The 24230-nt window shown below is 30.3% G+C and carries 27 protein-coding genes; 23 read left to right on the plus strand and 4 right to left on the minus strand.

Annotation, left to right across the window (positions count from 1 at the left end):
- Positions 1 to 3 precede the first annotated feature (3 nt).
- From V2W16_RS01235 to V2W16_RS01265, 7 genes are all read left to right on the plus strand, one after another.
- Positions 4 to 1065, plus strand: coding sequence for a hypothetical protein (locus V2W16_RS01235; RefSeq protein ID WP_329380175.1), 1062 nt, complete (start codon positions 4 to 6; stop codon positions 1063 to 1065).
- 49 nt (positions 1066 to 1114) lie between these two features.
- Positions 1115 to 2209 (plus strand): hypothetical protein, encoded by a 1095-nt coding sequence (locus V2W16_RS01240; RefSeq protein ID WP_329380178.1) that lies wholly within the window; start codon positions 1115 to 1117, stop codon positions 2207 to 2209.
- 9 nt (positions 2210 to 2218) lie between these two features.
- On the plus strand, positions 2219 to 2500 hold the full coding sequence (locus V2W16_RS01245) for a DUF2977 domain-containing protein (protein ID WP_329380181.1): 282 nt from the start codon (positions 2219 to 2221) through the stop codon (positions 2498 to 2500).
- The gene (locus tag V2W16_RS01250; protein WP_329380184.1) at positions 2490 to 2942 is read left to right on the plus strand and encodes a hypothetical protein; all 453 of its coding nucleotides are present in this window, start codon (positions 2490 to 2492) and stop codon (positions 2940 to 2942) included. The genes V2W16_RS01245 and V2W16_RS01250 overlap by 11 nt, the downstream gene beginning before the upstream one ends.
- Positions 2943 to 3426: 484 nt before the next feature.
- On the plus strand, positions 3427 to 3705 hold the full coding sequence (locus V2W16_RS01255; RefSeq protein WP_329380188.1) for a hypothetical protein: 279 nt from the start codon (positions 3427 to 3429) through the stop codon (positions 3703 to 3705).
- Positions 3705 to 4430 (plus strand): peptidoglycan-binding protein, encoded by a 726-nt coding sequence (locus tag V2W16_RS01260; RefSeq protein ID WP_329380192.1) that lies wholly within the window; start codon positions 3705 to 3707, stop codon positions 4428 to 4430. Before V2W16_RS01255 ends, V2W16_RS01260 begins: the two co-directional genes overlap by 1 nt.
- Before the next feature lie 598 nt (positions 4431 to 5028).
- Positions 5029 to 5334, plus strand: coding sequence for a phage holin (locus tag V2W16_RS01265; RefSeq protein ID WP_329380195.1), 306 nt, complete (start codon positions 5029 to 5031; stop codon positions 5332 to 5334).
- A gap of 20 nt (positions 5335 to 5354) precedes the next feature.
- Here the strand turns inward: V2W16_RS01265 and V2W16_RS01270 are convergent, their stop codons facing one another.
- Complete coding sequence (locus V2W16_RS01270; RefSeq protein WP_329380198.1) at positions 5355 to 6557, minus strand: hypothetical protein; 1203 nt, start codon at positions 6555 to 6557, stop codon at positions 5355 to 5357.
- A gap of 15 nt (positions 6558 to 6572) precedes the next feature.
- A complete protein-coding gene (locus tag V2W16_RS01275) occupies positions 6573 to 7265 on the minus strand; it encodes a hypothetical protein (RefSeq protein ID WP_329380201.1) in 693 nt (230 codons plus the stop codon).
- A 154-nt stretch (positions 7266 to 7419) separates the two neighbouring features.
- Here V2W16_RS01275 and V2W16_RS01280 point away from each other — a divergent pair, with 154 nt between their 5' ends.
- From V2W16_RS01280 to V2W16_RS01340, 13 genes are all read left to right on the plus strand, one after another.
- A complete protein-coding gene (locus V2W16_RS01280) occupies positions 7420 to 8571 on the plus strand; it encodes a hypothetical protein (RefSeq protein ID WP_329380204.1) in 1152 nt (383 codons plus the stop codon).
- A gap of 54 nt (positions 8572 to 8625) precedes the next feature.
- Positions 8626 to 9243, plus strand: a complete 618-nt coding sequence (locus V2W16_RS01285) for a hypothetical protein (RefSeq protein ID WP_329380207.1) — start codon at positions 8626 to 8628, stop codon at positions 9241 to 9243.
- 177 nt (positions 9244 to 9420) lie between these two features.
- Entirely contained in the window at positions 9421 to 9543 is a 123-nt protein-coding gene (locus V2W16_RS01290) for a hypothetical protein (protein ID WP_256476183.1), read from the plus strand.
- Between the two features lie 104 nt (positions 9544 to 9647).
- The gene (aroF, locus tag V2W16_RS01295; RefSeq protein ID WP_138269037.1) at positions 9648 to 10661 is read left to right on the plus strand and encodes a 3-deoxy-7-phosphoheptulonate synthase; all 1014 of its coding nucleotides are present in this window, start codon (positions 9648 to 9650) and stop codon (positions 10659 to 10661) included.
- 10 nt (positions 10662 to 10671) lie between these two features.
- The gene (gene aroB, locus V2W16_RS01300) at positions 10672 to 11733 is read left to right on the plus strand and encodes a 3-dehydroquinate synthase (RefSeq protein ID WP_329380216.1); all 1062 of its coding nucleotides are present in this window, start codon (positions 10672 to 10674) and stop codon (positions 11731 to 11733) included.
- Positions 11734 to 12972: a 3-phosphoshikimate 1-carboxyvinyltransferase gene (gene aroA, locus V2W16_RS01305; protein WP_329380220.1), complete on the plus strand. Its 1239-nt coding sequence runs from the start codon at positions 11734 to 11736 to the stop codon at positions 12970 to 12972.
- Positions 12950 to 14029, plus strand: coding sequence for a chorismate synthase (aroC, locus tag V2W16_RS01310; protein ID WP_329380223.1), 1080 nt, complete (start codon positions 12950 to 12952; stop codon positions 14027 to 14029). The genes aroA and aroC overlap by 23 nt, the downstream gene beginning before the upstream one ends.
- 9 nt (positions 14030 to 14038) lie before the next feature.
- The gene (locus V2W16_RS01315; RefSeq protein ID WP_329380226.1) at positions 14039 to 14956 is read left to right on the plus strand and encodes a chorismate mutase; all 918 of its coding nucleotides are present in this window, start codon (positions 14039 to 14041) and stop codon (positions 14954 to 14956) included.
- A 2-nt stretch (positions 14957 to 14958) separates the two neighbouring features.
- Positions 14959 to 15762 carry a shikimate dehydrogenase gene (gene aroE, locus V2W16_RS01320; protein ID WP_329380229.1) on the plus strand — a complete coding sequence of 268 codons (804 nt, stop codon included), beginning with the start codon at positions 14959 to 14961 and terminating at the stop codon, positions 15760 to 15762.
- A 2-nt stretch (positions 15763 to 15764) separates the two neighbouring features.
- Complete coding sequence (locus V2W16_RS01325; RefSeq protein WP_329380232.1) at positions 15765 to 16274, plus strand: shikimate kinase; 510 nt, start codon at positions 15765 to 15767, stop codon at positions 16272 to 16274.
- A gap of 133 nt (positions 16275 to 16407) precedes the next feature.
- Entirely contained in the window at positions 16408 to 19380 is a 2973-nt protein-coding gene (locus V2W16_RS01330) for a vitamin B12-dependent ribonucleotide reductase (RefSeq protein ID WP_329380235.1), read from the plus strand.
- 97 nt (positions 19381 to 19477) lie between these two features.
- Positions 19478 to 20641, plus strand: coding sequence for a TraB/GumN family protein (locus V2W16_RS01335; protein ID WP_329380238.1), 1164 nt, complete (start codon positions 19478 to 19480; stop codon positions 20639 to 20641).
- An 11-nt stretch (positions 20642 to 20652) separates the two neighbouring features.
- Entirely contained in the window at positions 20653 to 21504 is an 852-nt protein-coding gene (locus V2W16_RS01340) for a prephenate dehydrogenase (protein ID WP_329380241.1), read from the plus strand.
- On the opposite strand, the gene V2W16_RS01345 is transcribed toward V2W16_RS01340, so the two are convergent.
- Both V2W16_RS01345 and V2W16_RS01350 read right to left on the minus strand, forming a co-directional pair.
- Positions 21491 to 21871 carry a DUF4363 family protein gene (locus tag V2W16_RS01345; protein ID WP_329380244.1) on the minus strand — a complete coding sequence of 127 codons (381 nt, stop codon included), beginning with the start codon at positions 21869 to 21871 and terminating at the stop codon, positions 21491 to 21493. The two genes, V2W16_RS01340 and V2W16_RS01345, sit on opposite strands and share 14 nt — an antisense overlap.
- The gene (locus tag V2W16_RS01350; protein ID WP_329380247.1) at positions 21868 to 22500 is read right to left on the minus strand and encodes a DUF421 domain-containing protein; all 633 of its coding nucleotides are present in this window, start codon (positions 22498 to 22500) and stop codon (positions 21868 to 21870) included. Before V2W16_RS01350 ends, V2W16_RS01345 begins: the two co-directional genes overlap by 4 nt.
- Positions 22501 to 22573: 73 nt before the next feature.
- On the opposite strand from V2W16_RS01350, the gene V2W16_RS01355 reads away from it, so the two are divergent.
- The 3 genes from V2W16_RS01355 to V2W16_RS01365 all read left to right on the plus strand — a co-directional run bounded on the left by V2W16_RS01355 (position 22574) and on the right by V2W16_RS01365 (position 24229).
- A complete protein-coding gene (locus tag V2W16_RS01355; RefSeq protein ID WP_329380250.1) occupies positions 22574 to 22777 on the plus strand; it encodes a hypothetical protein in 204 nt (67 codons plus the stop codon).
- A gap of 97 nt (positions 22778 to 22874) precedes the next feature.
- A complete protein-coding gene (locus V2W16_RS01360) occupies positions 22875 to 23429 on the plus strand; it encodes a hypothetical protein (protein ID WP_329380253.1) in 555 nt (184 codons plus the stop codon).
- On the plus strand, positions 23426 to 24229 hold the full coding sequence (locus V2W16_RS01365; protein ID WP_138269023.1) for a TlyA family RNA methyltransferase: 804 nt from the start codon (positions 23426 to 23428) through the stop codon (positions 24227 to 24229). Before V2W16_RS01360 ends, V2W16_RS01365 begins: the two co-directional genes overlap by 4 nt.
- Position 24230 lies beyond the last annotated feature (1 nt).

The raw sequence follows: 24230 nt of genomic DNA on the forward strand, positions 1-24230 counted from the left end.
AATATGGCAGCAGAAATTACTGTTGATATTCCTATATTAAAGGGAGAAAAAGGCGACAAGGGTGATACGGGAAGTTTTGATTATACTCACCTTGAAGAGATAGTAGATGAACATCTTAACAATAGGTTTGAAGATGTAAATGCTAATCTTGAATTAAAGGTTGATAAAGAAGTAGGAAAAAGCCTTGTTGATGACGAATATATAGAAAAGTTAAACAATCTTGAAACGCTCGATAAAACCGTTATAGAAAAGTTTAATGATAAAGTTGAACAAAAGGACTTTGAAGATAATTTGGTACAAATGGAAAGTCAATTGCAAAACTATATTGACGGTAAGCTTGTTACTTCAGGAAGTGGTGATATGCTAAAGCGTATATATGATACTGATGGTGACGGCATAGTTGATAAGGCAGAGAATGCCAATAATGCTGATAAGGTAAACAACTTAACAGTTGAAACAGCCGTACCACCTGATGCAGTATTTACCGACACGACTTATGAAACTGTTACAACGGAAACTGATGGACTTATGAGCTTTTACGATAAAGTAAAACTTAATGGGATTCAAAGTGGAGCTAATTATGTAGAAGTAGTTGATAATCTTGAGAGTGATATGTCTGATAAGGCTTTAAGTTCTGTACAGGGAAAAGTTTTAAATGAAAATATTAATGTTTTAGAATCAAAAGTAAAAAATTTGGAAGATATAAAAAGAGTTCAGCTTTTTAAAGGTAGCATATCAAAAGGAATAATTAATTTATCAGATAATGTTACTAACTATAGATTTTTAATGATAGGGTTTAATAAAGCTGAAAGTATCATTCCTTATGCAAGCTGGGCAGTTGTTCCTGTTTTGTATAAAATAACAGGATATCAAAGTTTTACAAGTTTTTTAAAAAGTGGAGATGAAGAAACAAGGTCTATAACTTCATATCTTGGGACAATAGCATATATATCAGAAAATCAACTGGAAGTAAAAGACGAAATTACGAACTTATATCATATTGGTAATGCAGGGCATAGTGGAACATTTGTATATGAAATTAAAGAAATATGGGGAATAAAATAACAAATAATTAAATGATTATAAAAAATATATTATGTAAAGGAGGAATAAAATGGCAATAGAACTAATTGTCGAAACTCCTATACTTAAAGGAGAAAAAGGCGACAAAGGAGATACGGGAAGTTTTGATTATACTTACCTTGAAGAAATAGTAGACGAACATCTTGATAACAGATTTTCTGATGTAGATGCTAATCTAGATTTAAAAGTTGATAAAGAAATAGGAAAAAGCCTTGTTGATGATGAATACATTGAAAAACTTGATAAACTTGAAACACTTGATAAAACAGTTGTAGAAAAGTTTAATGATAAAGTTGAACAAAAGGACTTTGAAGATAATTTGATACAAATGGAAGGTCAGTTGCAAAACTATATTGATGAACAACTTGTTACTGCCGGAAGTGGTGATATGTTAAAAAGTGTGTATGATACAGACAGTGATGGTGTTGTAGATATTGCACAAAATGCAAATAATGCTGATACAGTAAACAACTTAACCGTTGAAACAGCAGTACCACCTGATGCGGTGTTTACCGATACGACTTATGAAACTGTGACAACAGAAATAAACGGACTTATGAGTTCTGTTGATAAAATTAAATTAAATGGAATTGAAAATGGAGCTAATAATACAGAAATTATTAATAATCTTACAAGTACGGAAATAGATAAAGCATTAAGTGCTGCACAAGGGAAAAATATCAATGATACTATTACAAGTGTAAAAGAAGAAGTTTTAAATATTCAAAATAATATCACAGAGCTAAAAAAAATTAAAAGAACATTACTTTTTCAAGGAGCTATAAAAACAGGCGACATCACGTTAACTGACAATATGTATAATTATAGATTTTTATATATTAAAGTTAGCTCTGGTACAACAGGCTTTACGTACGGCGGGGGAATGTACACAATAATAGACCCGACACTAAATAATTCCAACAATAAAACGCAAGCATTTGTTGGCTACGAAGTACCTGAAAATGACGATCCAAATACAGTAATCACATACAGCGGTCAGTTTGTCAATAAAAATGAAACTACATTGACTGTGTTTAGCCAAATTGGAAACGTAACACATAAATCAGGTTCAAATCATACTGGTGGCACTAAATATTATGTTCGAGAAATTTTTGGAATAAGGTAGGTGGATAGAATGAAGATAAGTTTAGATGAAAATAAATATATTGTTGCTTATGCAACTGTAGGTGATGTTGAAAACAGTATTGAAGCTAATTTGAGTGTTGAAGATTTTAATAATTTACCATGTTTTTTATATAAATTTGAAAATGGAATATTGACACTTGATGAAGAAAAGAAAAAGCAGTGGGAAGACTCTCAAGTTGAACCCGAACCAGAGCCAAGCGAAAACGATTATGTAACATACGATGAACTGGCAAAGGCTATTAAAGAGGGGGTAAACAGTTATGGAATCTAAAGAATATGTATTAAGCAAAATGCGAGAAGTTGGATTAAATTCAGCAACATTATTTCAAGAGAAAGCACCGGAAATGAACGGGACACAAATAATTGATAAAGAAGAAAGTATCCCCGATTTTAATCCCGAATTACATCAATATTTAAACTGGTTAAAAGGTCAGTGCGTAAGGGATAATGGACAGGTTTGGCAACTTATACAACCATATGACAGTACTACTTACAAAGACCACCCCGAAAATTTAAGGGCACAGTGGAGTTTATGTCATACAAAAGATCCGTTAAAAGCAAAACCATATGTTGCACCTATGGGGCAAAGTGGTATGTATATGATTGATGAGTGTTGTATTGCTTCTAATGGAAAAGTTTATAAGTCAAAAGTTGATAATAATGTTTGGGAGCCGACAGGGTATCCAACAGGTTGGGAAGAAGTAACACTTTAAGGGATTCTCCCTTAACAACCCTTATTTAAGGGGTATTACCCCTTAAGAACCCCACTCTTTTTTTGCTTGTCCAAAAAAAGAGGTAAAAAGGACACTTCTTGGCGAAGTGCCTTTAACGCTTTTGACGCCTACGTAAAACTCTACCCGAGTTTTACTGGCGGAAAAGCTATCGCTGTCCCGACCTAATTATTTTGTTTTATTGTATGGGGTGGGACATTGTTGTTAAATGTAGGTTTTTATTAAATGATTTTTATGTTAGGTTGTGGGGCATCATAATGAAATTAAGGTTTTACTTTGAATAGATTTATGTCAGGGAATGGAATATTGTTTTGAAATTAAAATCAATACTTTCAATGGGTTTGTAAAAGGTGGTTAAAATAGAGGATGGTTAGGTTATAGATACTAATTAAAAAATCGCTTAAAAAGGGCTTAATATAAGTCCTTTTTTTTATTATGAAAATTTAAAAAGGAGTGATTTTATGAGATGACAGAAGGACAAATAACAATAATTATTGCTCTTATAGGACTGATTATAACCGTGATAATAAATATAAGCAGATTTGCAGGAGCGGTTACAAAAATAGAAACATCTTTAAATCATTTGAATGATGTATTAAAGGAATTAAAGGAAGAATTTAAAGACAGTAGAGAAGAAATGGCAATGAAGAGAAAAAGGCTTTGGGAGCATAATGAAAAGCAAGACAAGATACTTGATGAACATGAATTAAGAATAATAAAACTTGAAAATAAGGAGGGACATTAGTGTTAAGCGTAAAAAATTATCAATCTAATTTAAAATACTATTATGGATTTTATACCGGAAGTGTTGACGGAAAAGTCGGAAGTAAAACGACTTCTGCAGTAAAAAGTTATCAAAAATTTAAAGGATTAACACAAGACGGAATTTACGGAAGTAAGACTGATAGTGCATTAATTTCAGATATAAAAAATTTACAAACCTTACTTAATAAAAATGGAGCAAAACTTACAGTAGACGGAATAATTGGAAATGCGACCGTTTCGGCAATTAAGTCATTCCAAAAGAAGAAAGGTTTATCTCAGGACGGTATTGCGGGAAGTAATACTATTAAGGCTTTGAAGAATACATCTTCTTCAAGTTCTTCATCTTCAAAAGTAAATTGGAATAAAGTTAAGTATTTTAAAAAATCAGAGTTTAAATGTCAGTGCGGGGGAAAATATTGTAACGGATATCCAGCTGAAATGAGCCCAAAACTTATTAATATTTTGGAAGAATTAAGAATTTACTTTGGCAAACCTATAACTATCACTTCTGGGCTTAGATGTAAAAAACATAATGCGGCTGTTGGCGGTGTATCAAACTCTATGCACCAATACGGAAAAGCAGTAGATATTTATATTGCAGGAGTTGATAAGGCGAAAATAAAATCAAAAGCTTATTCTTTGGGGGCAGCTTACAGCTATTATGGTACTTCGAACATGGGTAATGCTGTTCATATTAATGTGTAATTTATAAGGGGCGTTGCCCCTAATCCCATATTTAAGGGCTGTCTGCCCTTAACAACCCGACATTCAAGGGGCTTTGCCCCTTAAGAACTCCACCAAATATTTGCTCGCCCAAATATTTGGATAAAAGGGCGCCACTCGCCGTGGAGGCTTAGACGCATCGGGATTTCATGGAAAATCTACCCGATTTTCTCATGAACCGATGCTACCGCCACCCAACCTAATTATTTTGTTTTATTGTATGGGGGACATTGTTGTGAAATGATAATAATTATTTTGAATGAGTTTTATTTAGTATGGTGGAACATCATAGTGAAATTTAGGTTTTGTTTTTAATGGTTTTACATAAGGAGTGGGACATGGCAACAAAATTAAATTTATACTTTTAATGCTTTTTATTTTAGGGTGTTGGACAGGGTAGTGAAATTAAAATAATTACTTTGAATGGGTTTTATGTTAGGGAGTGGGGCATGGTGAAGAGATAAAGATATATAACTAAGATTTACTAAACTTCACCTATTATCATCATGACAGCGTATGGAGAGGTTTAAAGTTAGTTTTAAAGTTTAATATGAATTATAAAATATAACAGGAGGTAATAATGAAAAATATTGATTTAAAAAATGTTTCAAGCGGAACTATTGCAAGGACGCTTTTTTTATTTGTAAGTTTGGTAAACAGTGCTCTTGGTATGTTTGGTTTTACATCTTTGGATATTGACGAAAACACAATTTATACAGTTGTAACGGGAGTAACTACAATTGTTTCAGCTGTTCTTGCATTTTGGAAAAACAACTCTTTTACAAAAGAGGCTATTGAAGCTGATAAGTATAGAGAAAATCTTTTAACAGATGAAAAAATTGAAGAAACTTCAAAAGAAGAGATTGAACTTGAAGAGGTTAAATAAAAAGGGGGCTTTTGCCCCCTTTAAATTGCTGTTATTGTCATTTTTACTTTGCCGTCTTTTATTGTATATAAAAAGTTTGATTTTTCATTTTTAATATTTTTTTCAAAATATTTATTTTTATATTCTGTCGGGTTAATATTATATAGTTCTTCCCATAGCATATCGTAATCATAATCTAAAAGTTCATCATTTTCATATAGTGTAAGATAAACAAGATTTACATATGCACAAAATACAATATCATTTTTTTGTATTTCTTCATTTGATAAATTTGACATATCATATTCGATGATAATTTCTTCTATTTTATTTGAAGAATATACATTTGTTTTAAAATATACCGGATTTTTAGTATCAGAAACTTCTTTTGTATAGTCTGACTCATTGTTTATTGTTTCTTTTGTGGGATTTAAGTAATATACTTTTTCTTCATCAAAATATGTATATAAATAATCTGAACTAAAACTGTAATTTATTGAGTTTTGTTCATCTATTGAAGAAATAAGATTAGTATTATTTATTGAAAATATTCCATTTTTTGTTTTTATACTGATTTCTTTTGTAAAAAATAAAAAAAGAATTATTGATATTAAAGAGCATGCTATAATTGATGCAATAATTTTTGCTTTCTTTTTAGATTTATTATTTGTTTGTGAATTATCTTTTTTTACCGTAATTTTATTGTCTTCTTTTTTTATTTTAATTTCATTTTTATTTTCTTGTACTGTTTGGTTTTTATCCTCTTTATCTTTTTTTTCTGATTTGCTTTTGTTTTCATTATCTTCTTGTACTGATTGGTTTTTATTCTTTGTATCTTCTTTATTTTCTTTATCTTTCAATAAATCTTTTACGTATATTTCGCCTCTAATGGAATCATTAATATTAATTTGTTCCTTTGGTTTTTCATCTTTAGAAGTTTTTACATATATTTCATTATTTATAGGATTACTAATGCTTATTTGTTCTTTTTGCTGTTCTTCTTTAATTTCTTTTACTTCTTCGTTATTTCCTAAATTATAAAAATCTGTACTATTAATATGTTTTTTATTTTTTATATTTTCTTTTAGTTCATTTACGGATTCATTGTATTTTTCTTCGTAGTATTTATCGTCTTTTATAACCAAATCATCTAAGTCAATTTTTAATTCATCTTCTATACTATCATAATCGTTTCTAAAGTAATTTTTTTCTTCGCGAATGATTTTTCTTGGAAGTCTTTTCATTTTCTATATTTCCTTTTATTGTTCTATTGGTAAAATATTTAATGTGACATTTCCTTTTTTGTCATATTCAAGAATATATTTTGCATTGTCGGTTTTTATTTCATTTTTACCTGTTTTTATTTCATTATTGTAGTCTTTAAGTTTTATATCATTATATAGTTTCGACATATTAATATAATAATCATTGTCTAAATTGTTATATCCTGATAATAAAATATAAAGAAATTTATAAAATTCGTTAAAGTATTCTTCGTTAGTTAAGAGAGATGAATAATTCCAGTCATAATTTAGATAATTATATGTCATTTGTATTTTTGTGATATTATTATCATTATTTACATAAACTTTTAAAATTAAAGGGGATTTTTTGCTTTTTGTTAGAATTTTTCTGTAATATGTATTACCATTTTCATTTAATTCTTTCATAGCATTCATGCTTATATTGCTTATTCCACCTTCATTGTCTATTATATACTCCATGCTTGTAGCAAAATCTTCAATTTTAAATTCAAAATAATTACTGTTTGAATAAACTCCTGAGTAAGACATATCACTGCCATTGGAAAATGTTTTGTTTTCTGAATAATAATTTTCACTTGAAGCATTAATGTTACTACTATTAAATGTAATAACGAAAATAAAAAATAAAATAAAACAAATTGCTAAAATTAAAATATGTGTTCTCTTTTTTAGTATCTTTTCTTTCATAATTTTCACCCTGATAATAGTTTATACATTTTATGCATTTTAGTCAATAATTTAATTACTATATAGTAGCTTTAGCATACATAAAAAATGTAGATGATATAAAAAAAATATGTTAAAATACAAATATAAATAATAAATAAGGGAGAAAAGGGAAATGGCAAAGAAAATATTATCTGCACCGGCGTTTATTGTTGGTTTATTGTTAGTTTTAGCTCAATTTATGGGGAAATATTTTGTTGAATTAATTTATATAGATATATATTATACAAAAGGTCCTGTTTTTTTTGTTAATATAATGGAGTTTTTTGACTTTTATATTCTTTTATGGATTGGAGCATTACTTATGATTGTAAGTGCAATTTTTACTGTAAAGAATAATAAAAGTAGTAAAATTAATAAATTAAGTAAAGAGAATGAAGAACAAAATATTGTTGAAAAAAATACTGATTTAAATGCTCAAAGTGGGGAACTTGACTTAAATAAAGTAAGACAAGAGAGAAATATAGAAAAAGAAGCTTTAAGTAAGTCAGTTGATTTAAGCAGCGAAAGCGGAGAAGTTGATTTAAACAAATTAAGAGAAAATCAATTTATTAATGAAAGTGATGCTAAAAATGAAACTCAAAAAAACAAAAATAAAAGTGATAAAAAATTTAGAGCATTAATAGCCGGTCTTGTTATTATAGTTTTTGCATGTGGAATGTTTATGAATAGTTACTACAAGAATTCAATTTCATATTATCAAAAACATGGAGTTCCTATTCAAGACGGAAAAATTCAAATTGATAAAGATGATTTTATTGCAATTATTAATCATAACATTACAATGATTGATAATAAATGGGGAGATTATGAAATACCTAATCTAAAAGATTTTTCCATAGAAGATGCAAGCACTGCGGGAGAGGGCTACCATTTTTATCACTGCACAGTAAAAATGGATAAAGAACCTGATATTAATATTGTATTTCTTTTAGATGCAGAAAATAAGATAGAATATATTAATATTGGTTATAACTGGATAGAAGTAAAACCAAAAGATGAAGATGATATAGCAAATCAGCTTTATGACAGGGATAGTACGATGGCTGCTTATTGTAATATAATTTACGGAAGCTTATCGGGTTTTTATAGCCATGATGTAGAATATTATGACAATATAATAGCTGAATTATATGACCTTGAGTATGATAATAATTTTGTCGCTGAAAATGAATATAAAGGCGATAATGCTGTAATAACATGGAGTTATACTGAGCAAAGGCAATCTATGATTGAAATTGATAAGTTAGTAGAAAATATGTATTAAAAAAATTATACACTTAATTGTTTTTGGTTATAAAATGAGGGAGGGAAATATAATATGAAAAAATTTAAAAGTATTATTTTATTAATTTTAGTTTTTACGTTTGCTTTGATAGGTTTTGGGTGTTCAAATTCAAATGAACAAACAAATTCACCTAAAGGTGTTGCAGTTACCTTGCTTGAGGGGTATAAAAATTTTGACCTTACAATGTTAGACGATGTATTAAATATAGACTATTCTATAGAAGAAGAATTTAATAAGATGATAGAACAAGGGGTATTAAACAGCACTGACGTTTATGCACGTACTACAAAAAATATGCAATATAAAATTATAGATGTAGAAGAAAAAGGTGATACAGCAGTGGTAAAGGCTGAGATAACAAATGAAAATATTGGCGAAGTAGTTGCATATGCAGTGGTAAAAGGCGCAAAAGAACAAGCAAATAATTCTTCAATGACGGATGAAGAAACAAAGCAATATATTGAGGATTGTTTTTTTGAATCATTAGAAACTTTTAAACCTGATGTTTATACTGAAGAAATTGAGCTTAATCTTGTAAAAGTAGATGGAAAATGGAAAATAGAGCCTCTTAGCGATGAAGATCAAAACATTATTATGGGAAAAATATATGAGGGAATCATAAATATGATGGAAGAATATGGTATATATTAAATATATTGTTGATTTTTCATAATTAAAAAAATTAATAAAATGTAATGAAAACAAATCATTTTTTGTTATATAAAAAGTAAACTGTATGAAAAAATTTCATAAATTTACTAAATATTCTTGACAATTAAAAACAATAAGTGTATTATATCAAACAAGAATACAAAGGAGAAGATTAAAATGAAAGGTTTAAGAGAACTAAATAGCTTTAAATTTTATAACTATTTTAGCTTTGCAAACTTTTATTTCTTTGCAGGTTCTTTTTCACGTACAGATAAGCCTTTTAGTGAGTATAATCTTTAAATGTATTTAAAAAACGCAAAGTAAAGAATTTGGGGAACTCATTAAAAGGAGTTCCCTTTTTTATTTTACAAAACTAAAAAATTAACTTAAAGGAGAAAATCAAAATGATAGTAGTATTACAACCCAACTCAGACAAACTTGAAGTAGCCAAATTGGTTGCTCAAATCGAAAGCAAAAATTTAAAAATCCAACCAATCGAAGGAGAAGAACTTACTGTACTTGGTTTAGTAGGTGATACATCTGTTTTAGATGCAAAAACACTTGAAGCAAACTCAATCGTAAGAAGAGTTTTACATGTTGAAGAACCTTACAAAAAAGCAAACAGAATGTTCCACCCAAACGACAGCGAAATTAAAGTTGGAAACCAAGTTATAGGAGGAGAAAAACTTGCAATTATCGCAGGACCTTGTTCAGTTGAAACAAGAGAACAAATTACACAAGTTGCAAAAGATGTAAAAGCTTCAGGTGCAAATTTCTTAAGAGGCGGTGCTTTCAAACCAAGAACTTCCCCATACGCTTTCCAAGGTCTAGGATACGATGGACTTGAACTTTTAAAAGAAGCAAGAAAAGAAACAGGACTTCCAATCGTTACTGAATTAATGTCTACAAACGACCTTGAAAAATTTGTTGAAGACGTTGATGTAATCCAAATCGGTGCAAGAAATATGCAAAACTTCGATTTATTAAAAGAACTTGGTAAAATCAGAAAACCTATTCTTTTAAAAAGAGGTTTAAGTGCAACAATCGAAGAACTTTTAATGTCAGCTGAATACATTATGGCAGGTGGAAACGAAAATGTTATCCTTTGTGAAAGAGGTATTAGAACATTTGAAACATACACAAGAAATACTCTTGATTTAAGCGCAATTCCGGCAATCAAAAAATTAAGTCACTTACCAATTATCATTGACCCATCACACGCAACAGGTAAATGGTGGATGGTTGAATCTTTAGCTAAAGCAGCAATCGTTGCAGGTGCAGACGGACTTATTATCGAAGTTCATAACGACCCATTAAACGCTTTATGTGACGGACAACAATCTCTAAAACCTGAAGCATTCGACGATTTAATGACAGATTTAAGAAAACTTGCTCCAATCGTTGGAAGAACTCTATAAGGAAAAAATTATGGCTAAGAAAATTCATGTAAATCTTAATGAAAAATCTTACGATATTATTATTAAAGAAGATATTTTAAAATCATTATCAGAAGAAATAAAAAAAGTATATAAGGGAGAAAAATTATTTATAATAACCGACGATATAGTTGCAAGATTTTATCTTGATAAAGTTATAAATAACCTTAAAGACGGCGGTTTTAGTGTTGATTATATTATTCTTCCAAACGGAGAGAAAACAAAATCCATAGAATCTCTTGAACCTATATATAATGCTCTTATTGATTTTAACATGACTAGAAAAGACATGATTATAACTTTGGGGGGCGGAGTTATAGGTGACCTTGGCGGTTTTGTTGCATCTACATTTCTAAGAGGAGTTGGTTTTATTCAAATTCCTACAACTCTTTTATCTCAAGTAGATAGTTCTGTTGGTGGAAAAGTTGCAATAGACCTTAAAAAAGGCAAAAACTTGGTTGGAAGTTTTCATCAACCAAAGCTTGTGCTTATTGATACAAATGTTTTAACAACTTTGTCCCTTAGAAACATAAAAGACGGTTTGGCTGAGGTAATAAAATACGGTCTTATATTTGATAAAGATTTCTTTGAATTTTTATCTAATCTTAAAACAAAAGAAGATATACTTAATAATATAGAACATATAGTATACACAAGCTGTAATTTAAAGAGAATTGTAGTTGAAGAAGATGAAAAAGACACAGGGGAGAGAATGAAGCTTAATTTTGGTCATACTATTGCTCATGGAATAGAAGCTCACTTTAACTATGAAAAATATACTCATGGTGAAGCTGTGGCAATAGGGATGTATGAAATAACAAAACACAGTGAAAAACTTGGTCTTACATCTAAAGGCGTAAGCGATAAAATAAAAGATATTTTAATTAACTTTTATATGGAATACGATATCGGGGCTATAAATAATGACAGTATTCTTTCTCATATTTCTTCCGACAAGAAAAACGAAGGAAAAGTTTTAAACGTAATTCTTTTAAATGAAATAGGAAAATGTTATATACATAAGACAAATACACAATTTTTTAAGGATGAGTAAATGGACAATATTTTAATTAAACCAAGAAAATTATCAGGGGAAGTAGTTGTTCCTCCTTCAAAAAGCATGGCTCACAGGGCAATTATATGTGCTGCTCTTTCAAAGGGTAAGTCTATAATAGATAATATAGACTTATCCGATGATATAATAGCAACCATAAACGCAGCAAGAAGCATGGGAGCAAAAATAGAAATAGATAATAGAAAAGTAGCGGTAGAGGGGATTTTATCATCTCCAAATAATGAAGATTTTATAGTGGACTGTAACGAATCAGGCTCTACTTTAAGATTTTTCGTTCCAATAACAATGCTTCTTAATCAAAAAAAGACTTTTATCGGTAAAGGAAACTTAGGCAAAAGACCTCTTAATGTTTTTTACGAAATATTTGACAAACAAGGAATAAAATATTCTTATAAAAAAGATATTTTGGATTTGCAAGTAGAGGGAAAATTAAAGCCTGATACGTTTTATGTAAGAGGAGACATAAGCTCTCAGTTTATAACTGGACTTCTTTTTGCTCTTCCTCTTTTAGGTGATGATAGTAAAATTGTAATAACTTCAAAACTTGAATCAAAAAGCTATTTGGATTTAACTCTTTCAATGCTTGATAAGTTCGGTATAGAAATTGAAAATAAGGACTATAAAGAATTTATAATAAAAGGAAACCAGGAATATAAGGCAATGGATTATACCGTTGAAGGAGACTATTCTCAGGCAGCATTCTTCCTTAGTGCGAACTATATTGGCAATGATATAGACATAAAAGGTCTTGATGAAAATTCTCTTCAAGGTGATAAAGAAATATTAAAATGGCTTGAAGTACTTAAAAATGATGAAAACAAAGTGATTGACGCAACAAACTGCCCTGATATTATTCCTATCCTTACGGTGTGTGCAGCTTTAACTAAAGGAAAAACAGAAATCATAAATGCAGGAAGACTTAGAATAAAGGAATGTGACAGATTAACTGCAATTTCAACTCAGTTAAATAAACTTGGTGCTGATATTATAGAACATGAAGAAAGCCTTACAATAAACGGTGTTGATTCTTTAAATGGAGGGTGTGTGGATTCTTTTAAAGACCATAGAATTTCAATGAGTCTTGCCATTGCATCAAGCAGATGTAAAGATGATATCATAATAAAAGATTATATGTGTGTTAAAAAATCTTATCCGCATTTTTATGAAGACTTTAAGAAACTTGGAGGAGAAATAAATGAGTGCGACATTTGGAAATAAATTTAAAGTAACTATATTCGGGCAGTCTCACAGCGAAGCAATCGGTGTTGTTATTGACGGAATTCCAGCAGGAGTAACCCTTGATTTTGATAAAATAGATTTTGAACTTAAAAGAAGACAAGGGGGCGATAAATTTTCAACTCCAAGAAAAGAAGCCGATACTCCAAAGATAATAAGCGGTTATTTTGATAATAAAACAGCAGGTTCTCCTCTTTGTGCAATATTTGAAAACAGCAATACAAGAAGTAAAGATTATAGCGAGCTTAAAGTAAAAATGAGACCTTCTCATGCTGATTATCCCGCATATGTAAAACATCACGGAAGCAATGATTACAGAGGAGGAGGAAACTTCTCCGGCAGACTTACTCTTCCTTTAACCTTTGCAGGTGCAATTGCAAAACAGCTTTTGGAAAAAGAAGGGGTATATATAGGTGCACATATAAAAAAGATAAACAAATTCGAAGATTTGAGTTTCGATTACACCAATATTAACAAAGATATTCTACTTGGATTGAAAAACGAATCATTCCCACTTCTTGATAAAACAAGGCAAAAAGAGATGGAAGATGTAATTTTAAATGTAAAAAATGAAAAAAATAGCATTGGAGGAATAGTAGAATGTGGTATAATAGGTTATCCGGCAGGTATTGGTTCTCCGTTTTTTGATAGTATTGAATCAAGAATGTCCCATATTCTATTTTCCATTCCAGCCGTTAAAGGCGTTGAATTTGGCGAAGGTTTCGCTTTTGCTGATATGCTTGGAAGTGAAGCAAACGATGAATATTATTATGATGAAAATGGCAATGTAAAAACTTTCACAAATAACAACGGCGGAGTTCTTGGAGGAATATCAAACGGACAGCCTATATGCTTTAGTGTTGTAATAAAACCAACTGCAAGCATCGCAAGAAAACAAAGAACCATAAATGTCGAAACAAAAGAAAATACAAGTTTGGAAATAGTGGGAAGGCACGATCCCGTTATTGTAAAAAGAGCTGTTCCTGTAATAGAAGCAGCAAGTGCAATTTGTTTATATGATTTTTTGTTATGTGATTAGGAGTTATGTATGAAAAGTTTGGAAGAATCAAGAAGAAGAATTGACGAAATAGATAAAGAGTTAGTTAAACTTTTTGAAGAAAGAATGAATACTGTCGTAGACGTGGCGAAGTATAAAAAAGAAAATAATATCGAAGTATTAAATACCAAAAGAGAAGCACAAGTAGTTGAAAATGCAATAAACAATCTTAAAAATAAAGATTATTCAGAAGAGATTGCCGACTTTTTCAATCATATTATGGATATAAGTAAGAATTTTCAAAGAAAAGCAATTGCCGATAAGGCAATAAACATAATAAAAGAAAAATATACTATTGATTTGGTTGAAAGTGCTAATAAGATAGGTTACATAGATAAAATAAATCATTTGTCAATAGATGCAATGAATTTATATTTTAACAAAGACCTTGAAGTAATTAAATTTGAAGAATACGAAAATATTTTAAAAGCTGTTTCAAACGGGGAAATAGACTTTGCCTTTTTAGCTTTAGATAATGCCGGAGACGGGCATATCGCAAAAATGTATTCTCTTCTTGAGACTTATGATAATGTTTATATAAAAGATAAGTTTATTGTTGATGATAGTTTAAACGTAATAAACAAAAATAAATCTGATAAACTTGAAGATTTAAACAAATTTATAATTCTTGGTAAAGATAAATATTTCTGCAAAGATTGTACTAAAGTAGATTTACTTGTTAAAATCGACAATAAATCGAAATCATTAAGTCATTTAATAAGATACTTTGCAAATTATAATATCCACATTAATAAAATAGATTCAAAAGAAACAAATATATACAGAAAAGAATTTACGATTTACATTAATTTTGACGGCAGTTTACAAGATAGCAATGTTTTAAAAATGTTATACGGACTTGACGGTGATTTGCCATATATAAGAATTCTTGGAACATATAAAGGATAGATATGAAAAAATTTGGTTTAATTGGTGAAAAATTACCTCATAGTTTTTCAAAAATTTTGCATAATACGGCTTTTGATGTATTAAATTTAAACTATGAGTATGAGCTTTATGAAATAGATGTTGATACGGCACAAAATATAAAAGATTTTATGAAAAAAAATAATCTTGACGGAATAAACGTAACTATTCCTTATAAAAGAACCGTTATGGATGGTTTGGATTTTATAAGCGAAGAGGCTGAAAAAATCGGTGCCGTTAATACAATAAAAAATGTTAACGGAAAACTTTACGGATATAATACCGATTATTATGGCTTTATGTATCAGCTTAACGTGAACAATGTAGAAATAAATAATAGTAGGGTTGTAATACTAGGCAGCGGCGGCGCAAGCAAGGCCGTTATTTCTTGCGTTAAGGATTTAGGTGCAAAAGAAGTTTATTTGGTAAGTCGTAACAAAAGCGACAAACAATCTAAAAATGACGTTAATTTAATCGACTATGAAGATTTAAAAGAAATAAAAGCTCAGGTAATAATAAATACAACACCTGTTGGAATGTATCCTAAAGTTGATTTTTCTCCTGTTAATGAAGATATAATCAAAAACTTTGATTACGTAATTGATGTTGTTTATAATCCGCTAAAAACAAAGTTTATGGAAATAGGCGAAAACTTAGATAAGAAAACTTGCGGCGGAATTGAAATGCTTATTATGCAAGGTTTAAAATCTGAAGAAATATGGAATGACTTTGTAATTTCAAAAGAAGATACAAATAAGATTATATCCAAACTTAAAAAGGAAATATAAAAATGCAAAAGAATATTTTATTAATCGGTATGCCGGGCTGTGGTAAAAGCAGTATAGGTAAGGAACTGGCAAAAGAGCTTGGTTTAACTTTTATAGATATGGATAATTACATTGAAGAAAAGACAAACAAAAAAATCAGTGAAATATTTAAAGACGGTGAAGAAAGTTTTAGAGATATAGAAACCTTTTATTCAAAAGAGCTTTCAAAATTAAACTCCACTCTTATTTCTTCAGGAGGCGGAATAGTCACAAGGAAAGAAAACATTGATTATTTTAAACAAACAAGCATAATAGTATTTATAAACAGAAGTGTTGAAAATATATTAAAATCCAAAAATCTCGGTAAAGACAGACCACTTCTAAAAAATAACGAAGAACATATTTATAATTTGTATAATAACAGAATTGGTTTATATAAAAAATACTGTGATATTGAAGTAAGCAATAACGGTTATTTTAAAAACTGTATAGAAAACATAATTAAAGAATTAAATAAAAAGAACGTTTTATAGCGTTCTTTTTTTGTTTTTTTGTTATAGAAAACGTATTGCAATTACAATAATAAATGATATACTAATAATTGTATTAATGTATGTAATTTATACTATATGTTGTAGAATATTTTACATAAGAAAGGTGAACTATATGGATAATTTAAGTGTAAACAATATTTTCAAAAGACGTTTTACCAAAAGACTAGAAGAAGATAACAGCATTACGGTTTATGATTTATTTGAATATAAAACCGTAGATGTAGAGATTTTTGATTATAAAACACAAAAAAACATTTTTGAAATGCATGATTTGGAATTCCCTGAATTTTATTCAAAAAATGCATGTAATATCATAGCATCAAAATATTTTAGAAAAGCAGGGGTAGGAAAAGATAACGGACACGAAACAAGCATAAAGCAAGTAGTGGATAGAATGGTAGGATTTTGGGCAGATGCTCTTGTTGATGAAGGGCTTATAACAACTCAAAATCAATATAATATTTTTTATGATGAAGTAGCTTATGCTCTTTTAAATCAAATGTGGGCTCCAAACTCTCCACAATGGTTTAACACAGGAATAAAGAGAAACTATGGCATAAGCGGTGAAAGTGACAATATGTTCTACTTTGACCCTGAAAGCAGAAGTGTAAAGAAGAGTAAAGACAGATACACAAGAACACAAGCATCAGCCTGCTTTATTCTTTCTATAAAAGATACATTGCTTGGTGATAATTCTATTTCTGAACAATACGTTACAGAAACAAAGTTATTTAAAGGCGGTTCAGGGGTAGGAACTAACTTTTCTAATTTAAGAGCAGTAAACGAAAAACTTTCAAGCGGCGGAAAATCTTCTGGTATGATGAGCTTTTTAAAAGGTTTTGACAGAAATGCCGGAGCAATAAAAAGCGGTGGAACAACAAGAAGAGCCGCAAAAATGGTTATAGCCGATATTGACCATCCTGAAATTGAAGATTTTATTTCATGGAAAGCAAGAGAAGAAGACAAAGTAAGAGCTCTTGGCAAAATGGGATATGATACTTCAATGGACGGTGAAGCATATCAAACAGTAAGCGGACAAAATGGAAATAACTCTGTAAGACTAAATAGAGAATTTATGGAAAAAGTCTTAAACTTAAGAGAAAATCCTGATGCTACTTTTGAACTTAAAGGAAGAGTTGATGAAGAAGTAAATAAGGAAGTTAAAGTAAAAGACTTATGGGATTTAATTTGTAAATCAGCATGGAACTGTGCAGACCCTGCGGTTCAATTTGATGATGTTTTCAATGCTTGGCATACTTGCCCTGCAGGTGAAGACGGAAACGTAGGTGCAAAATACAACAGAATAAACGCAACAAACCCATGCAGTGAATATGCTTTCCTTGATAATACTGCTTGTAACCTTGCGTCAATCAATATTTACAGATTCTATAACGAAGAAGAAGGAATCTTTAAATTAAATGATTATATTCATTTGATTTCTTTAATACAACTTGTTCTTGAAGCATCAATTCATTGGGGACAATTCCCAACTGAAGAAATAGCAAGAAAGAGTTATATGTTTAGAACAACAGGTCTTGGACTTGCAAATATGGCTTCTCTTCTTATGGTATTCGGTTACCCATACGACAGCGACGAAGGAAGAAACTTAACTGCAGCATTATGCTCTATTATGACCGCACAATCTTATCTTGTTTCTGCTTTAATGGCAAGAAGTGTCGGACCATTTGAAAAATTTGATATTAATGCTGAGTATGTGTTAAGAGTACTTAGAAACTCTGCAAGATGTTCTCTTGCTTTAGATGATAATTTTGAAGGGCTTGATTATGTTCCTTTAAAACTTGATGAAGATGTAATTTCTGAAATGGGACTTGAAGAAGTTTTAAATGCAAGCAGAATTTTATGGACAAAAGCTCTTGAACATGCCGAAGCATATGGAATCAGAAATGCTCAAACAACTGTTATTGCTCCAACAGGAACAATTTCATTTGCCATGGACTGCGGTGCAACATCACTTGAGCCTTTCTATTCAAACGTTGTTTATAAATCCCTTTCAGGCGGGGGAACAATGGAACTTGTAAATCCAATATTAGAAGTTGCACTTAGAAATTTAGGATATAAAGAAGAAGAAATAAAAGATATTAAAGATTATCTTCTTGAAAAAGATGAAATAGGAAGCTTTATGCACTATTCATTAAATGATGCACCACACTTAAGAGAAGAGGATAAGAAAATATTTGAAACTGCAAACGAGATTTCTCCAAGCGGACATGTTTTAATGGTAGCGGCAGTAACACCTCTTATAAGTGGTTCTGTATCAAAAACAGTAAACATGCCTTCTAACGCAACTTATGAAGACATAAGCGATATATATAAACTTTCTTATATGTCAGGGGTTAAAGCTATTTCTGTTTACAGAGATGGTTCAAAGGCATCTCAACCTCTTAATACATCAATAAAAAGTGAAAGCGATTCTTTGGAAGACCTTACATATCAAGGACTTCTTGATTATGCAAAACACTGTAAGAGAGGAACACTTCACAGAATTAAACCTGACGGAATGAGAAGAAGCAGAACTCATGCTGCTAAGATAGGTGATATTGAATTATATGTAACAATAGGATTCTACCAAGACGGAAGAATGTCTGAAATATTTGTTTCAACAGACAAAGAAGGAACAGTAGTAAAAGGACTGCTTGCTTCTCTTTCAAAATCAATATCTAATATGCTTCAATACAACATTCCTGCAAAGGAAATTTCAAGACTTTTAAGAGGTCAACAATTTGAACCAAGTGGATTTGTATCAAGACATCCATACATTAAAAATGCTTCAAGTATTGCTGATTTGTTAAGTAAGATAATAGATATAGAACTTGGGGATTTTACAAGAGTTGAAGTAAAACCGGAAAAGCCACAAGAAGAAGAAATAAACGACAGCATAAGCAATAAAATAATAAAAGAAGAAAGACAAGAAAAAGAACAGCTTAGCTATGAACAAATAAAAGACGACCCAAACACAACAAGAGTGTATGGAGAGGTTTGTCCGGTTTGTTCATCAAACAGACTTTTTAGAAACGGAACATGTAAAGTATGTGCAGACTGCGGTTCAACAACAGGTTGCAGCTAAAATTTTTTAAATATGCTTTATAAATTAAATAAAAAATGATAAAATAAATTACCCCCTTTTTTAAGGGGGTAATTTGTAATTATTTTACGGAGGCAAAATGTCTGAAACAGTTAAACAGCTTAATATAAACGGTAAAGAAATTACCCTTATAGGTACGGCACACGTATCAAGAGAAAGTGCCATTCAAGTTGAAGAAATGATAAGAGAAATAAAGCCCGACAATGTCTGTATAGAACTTGACGAAGGCAGGTATTCTTCAATTAAAAATAACGAAAGATGGCAGGATACGGACATCGTAAATGTAATCAAGGAAAAGAAAACGACTCTTCTTTTAATAAACCTTATTTTAAGTTCTTATCAAAAAAGAATTGCCGAAAGTTTTGATATTAACTCAGGGCAGGAAATGATAAATGCAATAAATACTGCCGAAGAAATAGGAGCAAAGCTTACTTTAGCAGATAGAGATATTAAGACAACTTTTCTTAGAATATTCAGGAAGATGTCTTTTATGGAAAAGATGAAACTTCTGTACGGTCTTATTATGAGTTTTTTTGAAGATGAAGAATTAAGCGAAGAGGATCTTGAAAATATAAAACAAGGGGATTATATAGAAAATGCTTTGCTTGATATAAGCACATCATTTCCGGATTTAAAAAAATACCTTGTAGATGAACGTGACATATATCTTTCTCAAAAGATAAAAAACGCAAAAGGTGAAAAAATAGTTGCCGTTGTAGGTGCGGCTCATTTAAACGGAATAATAAAAAATATACAAGAAGATATAGATTTAAAGGAAATAGAAGAAATACCAAAACCCGGAAAAACGGGAAAAGTTATAGGATTTGGAATTCCGGCATTTATTATCTTAATGATAATATTCAGCTTCTTTAAAAGCGCTGATACGGGATTTTCTCAAATAATAAGTTGGATACTTTTTAATGGAACATTAAGCGCTCTTGGCGTAGTCCTTGCTTTTGGAAGTATTCCAGCCATTATAACGGCATTTTTAGCTGCTCCAATAACTTCCCTTAATCCGCTTCTTGCGGCAGGGTGGTTTGCAGGGCTTGTGGAAGCATATATAAGAAAACCAAAAGTTTCAGATTTTGAAAACTTAAGTTCTGATTTAGAGAGTTTAAAAGGACTTTGGAAAAACAGAATAACAAAAATACTTTTGGTTGTTACCTTTGCTAATCTTGGAAGTACAATAGGAACGATTATTGCAGGGGCTGACATATTTAAAAGTTTTCTTCAAATTTTTTAAGGAGTGATAACATGAATATAGCAGTAGTGGGACTTGGGCTTATAGGAGCCTCTTTTGCAAAAGCAGTAAAGAAATATACGACAAATAAAGTTTTCGGTTATGATATAGACTCCGAAACGTTGGTTAAGGCAAAAAGGGACGGAGCAATTGACGATATTATTTTAATTGATGATATGAAAGAAATGGATATGGTTGTAATAGCTCTTCATCCTGTTAATACTATTAACCTTGCTTTTAAAGTAATGGAAACAATGAAAGAACATTCTACCCTTATGGACTTATGCGGGGTTAAAGAACAAATAGTAAATAAAATTGAACCTGAAGCATTAAAGAGAAATATAGATTATGTTGGAGCTCATCCTATGGCAGGAAGAGAACTTTGGGGATACGATGCGGCTGTTTCAGATTTATTTAAAGGGGCAAGTTTTATTGTTACCGTAACGGAAAATACAAATAAAGATAAGATAAATATTATAAAACAGCTTGTTAAACAAATGAAGTTTAAAGAATGTGTTTTATCAACTCCAAGAGAACACGATAAGATAATCGCTTTTACATCTCAGCTTGCACACGTTGTTTCAAACGCATATGTAAAAAGCCCTTCAATTTTGGAAGAGAAAGGCTTTTCTGCGGGAAGTTTTCTTGATTTAACAAGAGTTGCAAAGTTAAACGAATATATGTGGAGCGAACTTTTTATCATGAATAAAGATGCCCTTTTATTCGAGGTTGAAAATATAATAGAAAAATTAGAAGAATATAAAGAAGCTCTTGAAAGTGAAGACATGGATAAAATGGAACAGCTTTTAAGAGAAGGAAGAATTTTAAAAGAAAAAAGCAACGAATATCACATTAAAAAATGTTAGGGATGTTGACTTTTTCCCTTTCGTAGATATTGTTTATATAAAATTTAAGAGAATTTAAAGAGGCCAATAATTCATTGTCGGCTTCTTTTTTTATATATCCTTCACATTCCTTTATCTTTACCTCTACGTTATCAATTTCTTCGTGATTTATTATAAGAAACCATACTTTTTTACTTTCTATTGTTTGTTCTTTTAACTCATTAAAACTTTTCTCTACATTTTCATCATCATTTTTGTTTAAGTAATAAACTATCTCGTCAATATTGTTTTCAAGTTTTATTGATGACTCTTTTATAAAGTTATAACAGTAAACATTTATCCCAAGAAGTGTAATCAAAAGTGCCGCCGCAAAACAAAAAGATCTCATTTTAAACTATCCTTTCTTATTATATATAACTGATTTTGGTATACATATGCCCAAAAGACATCTTTATCATTTATGATATTTTTTTTCCTAAGTTCCTTATCAAGTCTTTCATCGGTATAATTTGCAAGGGGAAGACTTTTACTCAGTCTTTTACCATACTTAATGAGACTTATTGGAAGTGAACCGTCTTGTTTTAAGGCAAAACTTGGGTTTCCGTTGGCTTCTAAAATTAAATAGGAAACCTCGTTTAAGTCGAGAATATCATTGTTTCTTAATTGTTCACACAAATCATCAATGCCTATTAACATTTTTGACATTTGCTTTTGCATTATCTTCCCATTGTATATTAGATATTCAGGCTTTCCACATATAAAAGTCCTTATTCTTTCGTTTTTAAATGTTAAAAGAGATATACAGGTTTGAAGAAATATTAAAACTATCAAGGGAATTATTCCGTTTAAAAGGGGGATATTAACGTCGCCGATAGGTTCAGTTACAATATCCGCTATCATTATTGTTATTACAAGTTCAAAAGGCTGATATTCGCTTATCTGTCTTTTTCCTAAAAATCTTATGGCGAATAAAACCAAAAAATATATAAGTGCAACACGAATAAAACAAATTAACATAATTAAAACCTTTCTTTTTTTTTAATTTTAGTATATGATATAATTGTATTTTTATAACATGGAGAGAATAAATATGAATAGTTTTTTGGATTATTTGACTAAAATAATAAATATAATAAATCCTGTTTTATTATTCATGGTACTTGTTTCGGTAATATCATTTTTAGGGTATTTAAAAATAAAAATAGAAGAATATTTTAAGGATATAAAATCAATATCAAATAGCTTAGAGAGAATTGCCGATAGTGAATACAATAAAAGAAACGGATATTATTAATAAAAATTGACGAATTTTTGATAAAAAATTGTCGAGTTTTATAATGTTAAAAAAATAAAAATATTTTGTGATATAATTAGTAGAAATCGGAGGAAATATGTCAAAGAATAAAAAACAAGACGGAAAGAGCTGGGCTATAAAAATTACGTTTTTAACATTCTTTTTATCTATGGCATTTAACGTAATAAGTGAGTCTCTTGTGGGGAATGCAGGCTTGGTTGGCGCACTCTTTGTGCTTTTCGCAATAATATTGATAGGTATAATATGCGATATGGTTGGAACTGCGGTAACGACAGAGGGGGTTGCACCTTTTAATGCAATGGCGGCAAATAAAGTTAAAGGAGCAAGGAAGGCTGTTGACCTTGTTAAAAAAGCTTCTCAGGTTTCAAATATATGTAATGACGTTATCGGAGATATATGCGGTATCATAAGTGGGGCTACGGTTGCAATAATTATAGTTAAAATCGCTAGCATATATAATTTAAAAGAAACCGTTGTAATAAGCGTTGTTTTAAATGGTGTTGTCGCTGCTTTGACAGTTGGGGGAAAAGCCTTTGGAAAACATATTTCAATGAACAATTCCACCGAGATAGTAAGAAAAGCGGCGGTTTTTGTGGAATTTTTCTCTATTAAAAGGAGGATAAAAAAATGAAAACCAAAGAAAGATTAGATGTTTTGCTTTTTGAAAGCGGAATGGCAGAAAGCAGAGAAAAAGCAAAAAGACTTATAATGGCAGGTCTTGTTTTCGTAAATGACCAAAGAGTCGATAAAGCGGGAACAAAGGTGGATATTTATTCAAATATTATTATAAAAGGAAATGATAATCCCTTTGTAAGCAGAGGCGGTTTCAAACTTGATAAAGCAATCAAAGTTTTTGATGTTGATGTTAAAGATAAAATTTGTATGGATGTAGGAGCATCAAGCGGAGGCTTTACAGACTGTCTGCTTCAAAACGGAGCAAAAAAAGTATACAGCATAGACGTCGGATACGGACAGTTTGCCTATAAATTAAGACAAGATGAAAGAGTTGTTTGTCTTGAAAAAACGAATTTCAGAAATATGGAATTTGATAAAGTTGGGGAAATGATTGACATTGCAGTTATGGACGTATCATTTATTTCAATTTTAAAACTTGCAGATAATCTGCTTAATTTCTTAAAAGACGACGGAGTATATATATGTCTTATAAAACCACAGTTTGAAGCGGGAAGAGAACTTGTTGGAAATGGAATAATAAAAGATAAAAACATTCATAAAAAAGTTGTTAAAGATGTGATTTTGGGGCTTAAAGAAAAGGGATTATATGTTGAAAAACTTGATTTTTCACCTATAAAAGGACCTAAAGGCAACAGAGAATTTATTGCATATGTAACAAAAAATGAAGAAAACCTTATAGATATTGATAATATAGTAGATGAATGTGTTGAAAATGCGCATAAGGAGATTGACTGAC

The organism is Anaerofustis butyriciformans (genome assembly GCF_036289385.1).
Lineage (GTDB): Bacteria > Bacillota > Clostridia > Eubacteriales > Anaerofustaceae > Anaerofustis > Anaerofustis butyriciformans.

Bases quoted from the DNA above. Each gene is read 5' to 3' on its own strand.
- V2W16_RS01240 (WP_329380178.1), top strand. From the start codon at position 1,115: ATGGCAATAGAACTAATTGTCGAAACTCCTATACTTAAAGGAGAAAAA.
- V2W16_RS01355 (WP_329380250.1), top strand. From the start codon at position 22,574: ATGAATAGTTTTTTGGATTATTTGACTAAAATAATAAATATAATAAAT.
- V2W16_RS01360 (WP_329380253.1), top strand. From the start codon at position 22,875: ATGTCAAAGAATAAAAAACAAGACGGAAAGAGCTGGGCTATAAAAATT.
- V2W16_RS01315 (WP_329380226.1), top strand. From the start codon at position 14,039: ATGAAAAGTTTGGAAGAATCAAGAAGAAGAATTGACGAAATAGATAAA.
- aroA (WP_329380220.1), top strand. From the start codon at position 11,734: ATGGACAATATTTTAATTAAACCAAGAAAATTATCAGGGGAAGTAGTT.
- V2W16_RS01325 (WP_329380232.1), top strand. From the start codon at position 15,765: ATGCAAAAGAATATTTTATTAATCGGTATGCCGGGCTGTGGTAAAAGC.
- V2W16_RS01330 (WP_329380235.1), top strand. From the start codon at position 16,408: ATGGATAATTTAAGTGTAAACAATATTTTCAAAAGACGTTTTACCAAA.
- V2W16_RS01270 (WP_329380198.1), bottom strand. From the start codon at position 6,557: ATGAAAAGACTTCCAAGAAAAATCATTCGCGAAGAAAAAAATTACTTT.
- V2W16_RS01245 (WP_329380181.1), top strand. From the start codon at position 2,219: ATGAAGATAAGTTTAGATGAAAATAAATATATTGTTGCTTATGCAACT.
- V2W16_RS01365 (WP_138269023.1), top strand. From the start codon at position 23,426: ATGAAAACCAAAGAAAGATTAGATGTTTTGCTTTTTGAAAGCGGAATG.
- V2W16_RS01285 (WP_329380207.1), top strand. From the start codon at position 8,626: ATGAAAAAATTTAAAAGTATTATTTTATTAATTTTAGTTTTTACGTTT.
- V2W16_RS01265 (WP_329380195.1), top strand. From the start codon at position 5,029: ATGAAAAATATTGATTTAAAAAATGTTTCAAGCGGAACTATTGCAAGG.
- aroC (WP_329380223.1), top strand. From the start codon at position 12,950: ATGAGTGCGACATTTGGAAATAAATTTAAAGTAACTATATTCGGGCAG.
- V2W16_RS01340 (WP_329380241.1), top strand. From the start codon at position 20,653: ATGAATATAGCAGTAGTGGGACTTGGGCTTATAGGAGCCTCTTTTGCA.
- V2W16_RS01250 (WP_329380184.1), top strand. From the start codon at position 2,490: ATGGAATCTAAAGAATATGTATTAAGCAAAATGCGAGAAGTTGGATTA.
- V2W16_RS01345 (WP_329380244.1), bottom strand. From the start codon at position 21,871: ATGAGATCTTTTTGTTTTGCGGCGGCACTTTTGATTACACTTCTTGGG.
- aroF (WP_138269037.1), top strand. From the start codon at position 9,648: ATGATAGTAGTATTACAACCCAACTCAGACAAACTTGAAGTAGCCAAA.
- V2W16_RS01335 (WP_329380238.1), top strand. From the start codon at position 19,478: ATGTCTGAAACAGTTAAACAGCTTAATATAAACGGTAAAGAAATTACC.
- V2W16_RS01235 (WP_329380175.1), top strand. From the start codon at position 4: ATGGCAGCAGAAATTACTGTTGATATTCCTATATTAAAGGGAGAAAAA.
- V2W16_RS01275 (WP_329380201.1), bottom strand. From the start codon at position 7,265: ATGAAAGAAAAGATACTAAAAAAGAGAACACATATTTTAATTTTAGCA.
- aroE (WP_329380229.1), top strand. From the start codon at position 14,959: ATGAAAAAATTTGGTTTAATTGGTGAAAAATTACCTCATAGTTTTTCA.
- V2W16_RS01280 (WP_329380204.1), top strand. From the start codon at position 7,420: ATGGCAAAGAAAATATTATCTGCACCGGCGTTTATTGTTGGTTTATTG.
- V2W16_RS01350 (WP_329380247.1), bottom strand. From the start codon at position 22,500: ATGTTAATTTGTTTTATTCGTGTTGCACTTATATATTTTTTGGTTTTA.
- V2W16_RS01255 (WP_329380188.1), top strand. From the start codon at position 3,427: ATGACAGAAGGACAAATAACAATAATTATTGCTCTTATAGGACTGATT.
- V2W16_RS01290 (WP_256476183.1), top strand. From the start codon at position 9,421: ATGAAAGGTTTAAGAGAACTAAATAGCTTTAAATTTTATAACTATTTT.
- aroB (WP_329380216.1), top strand. From the start codon at position 10,672: ATGGCTAAGAAAATTCATGTAAATCTTAATGAAAAATCTTACGATATT.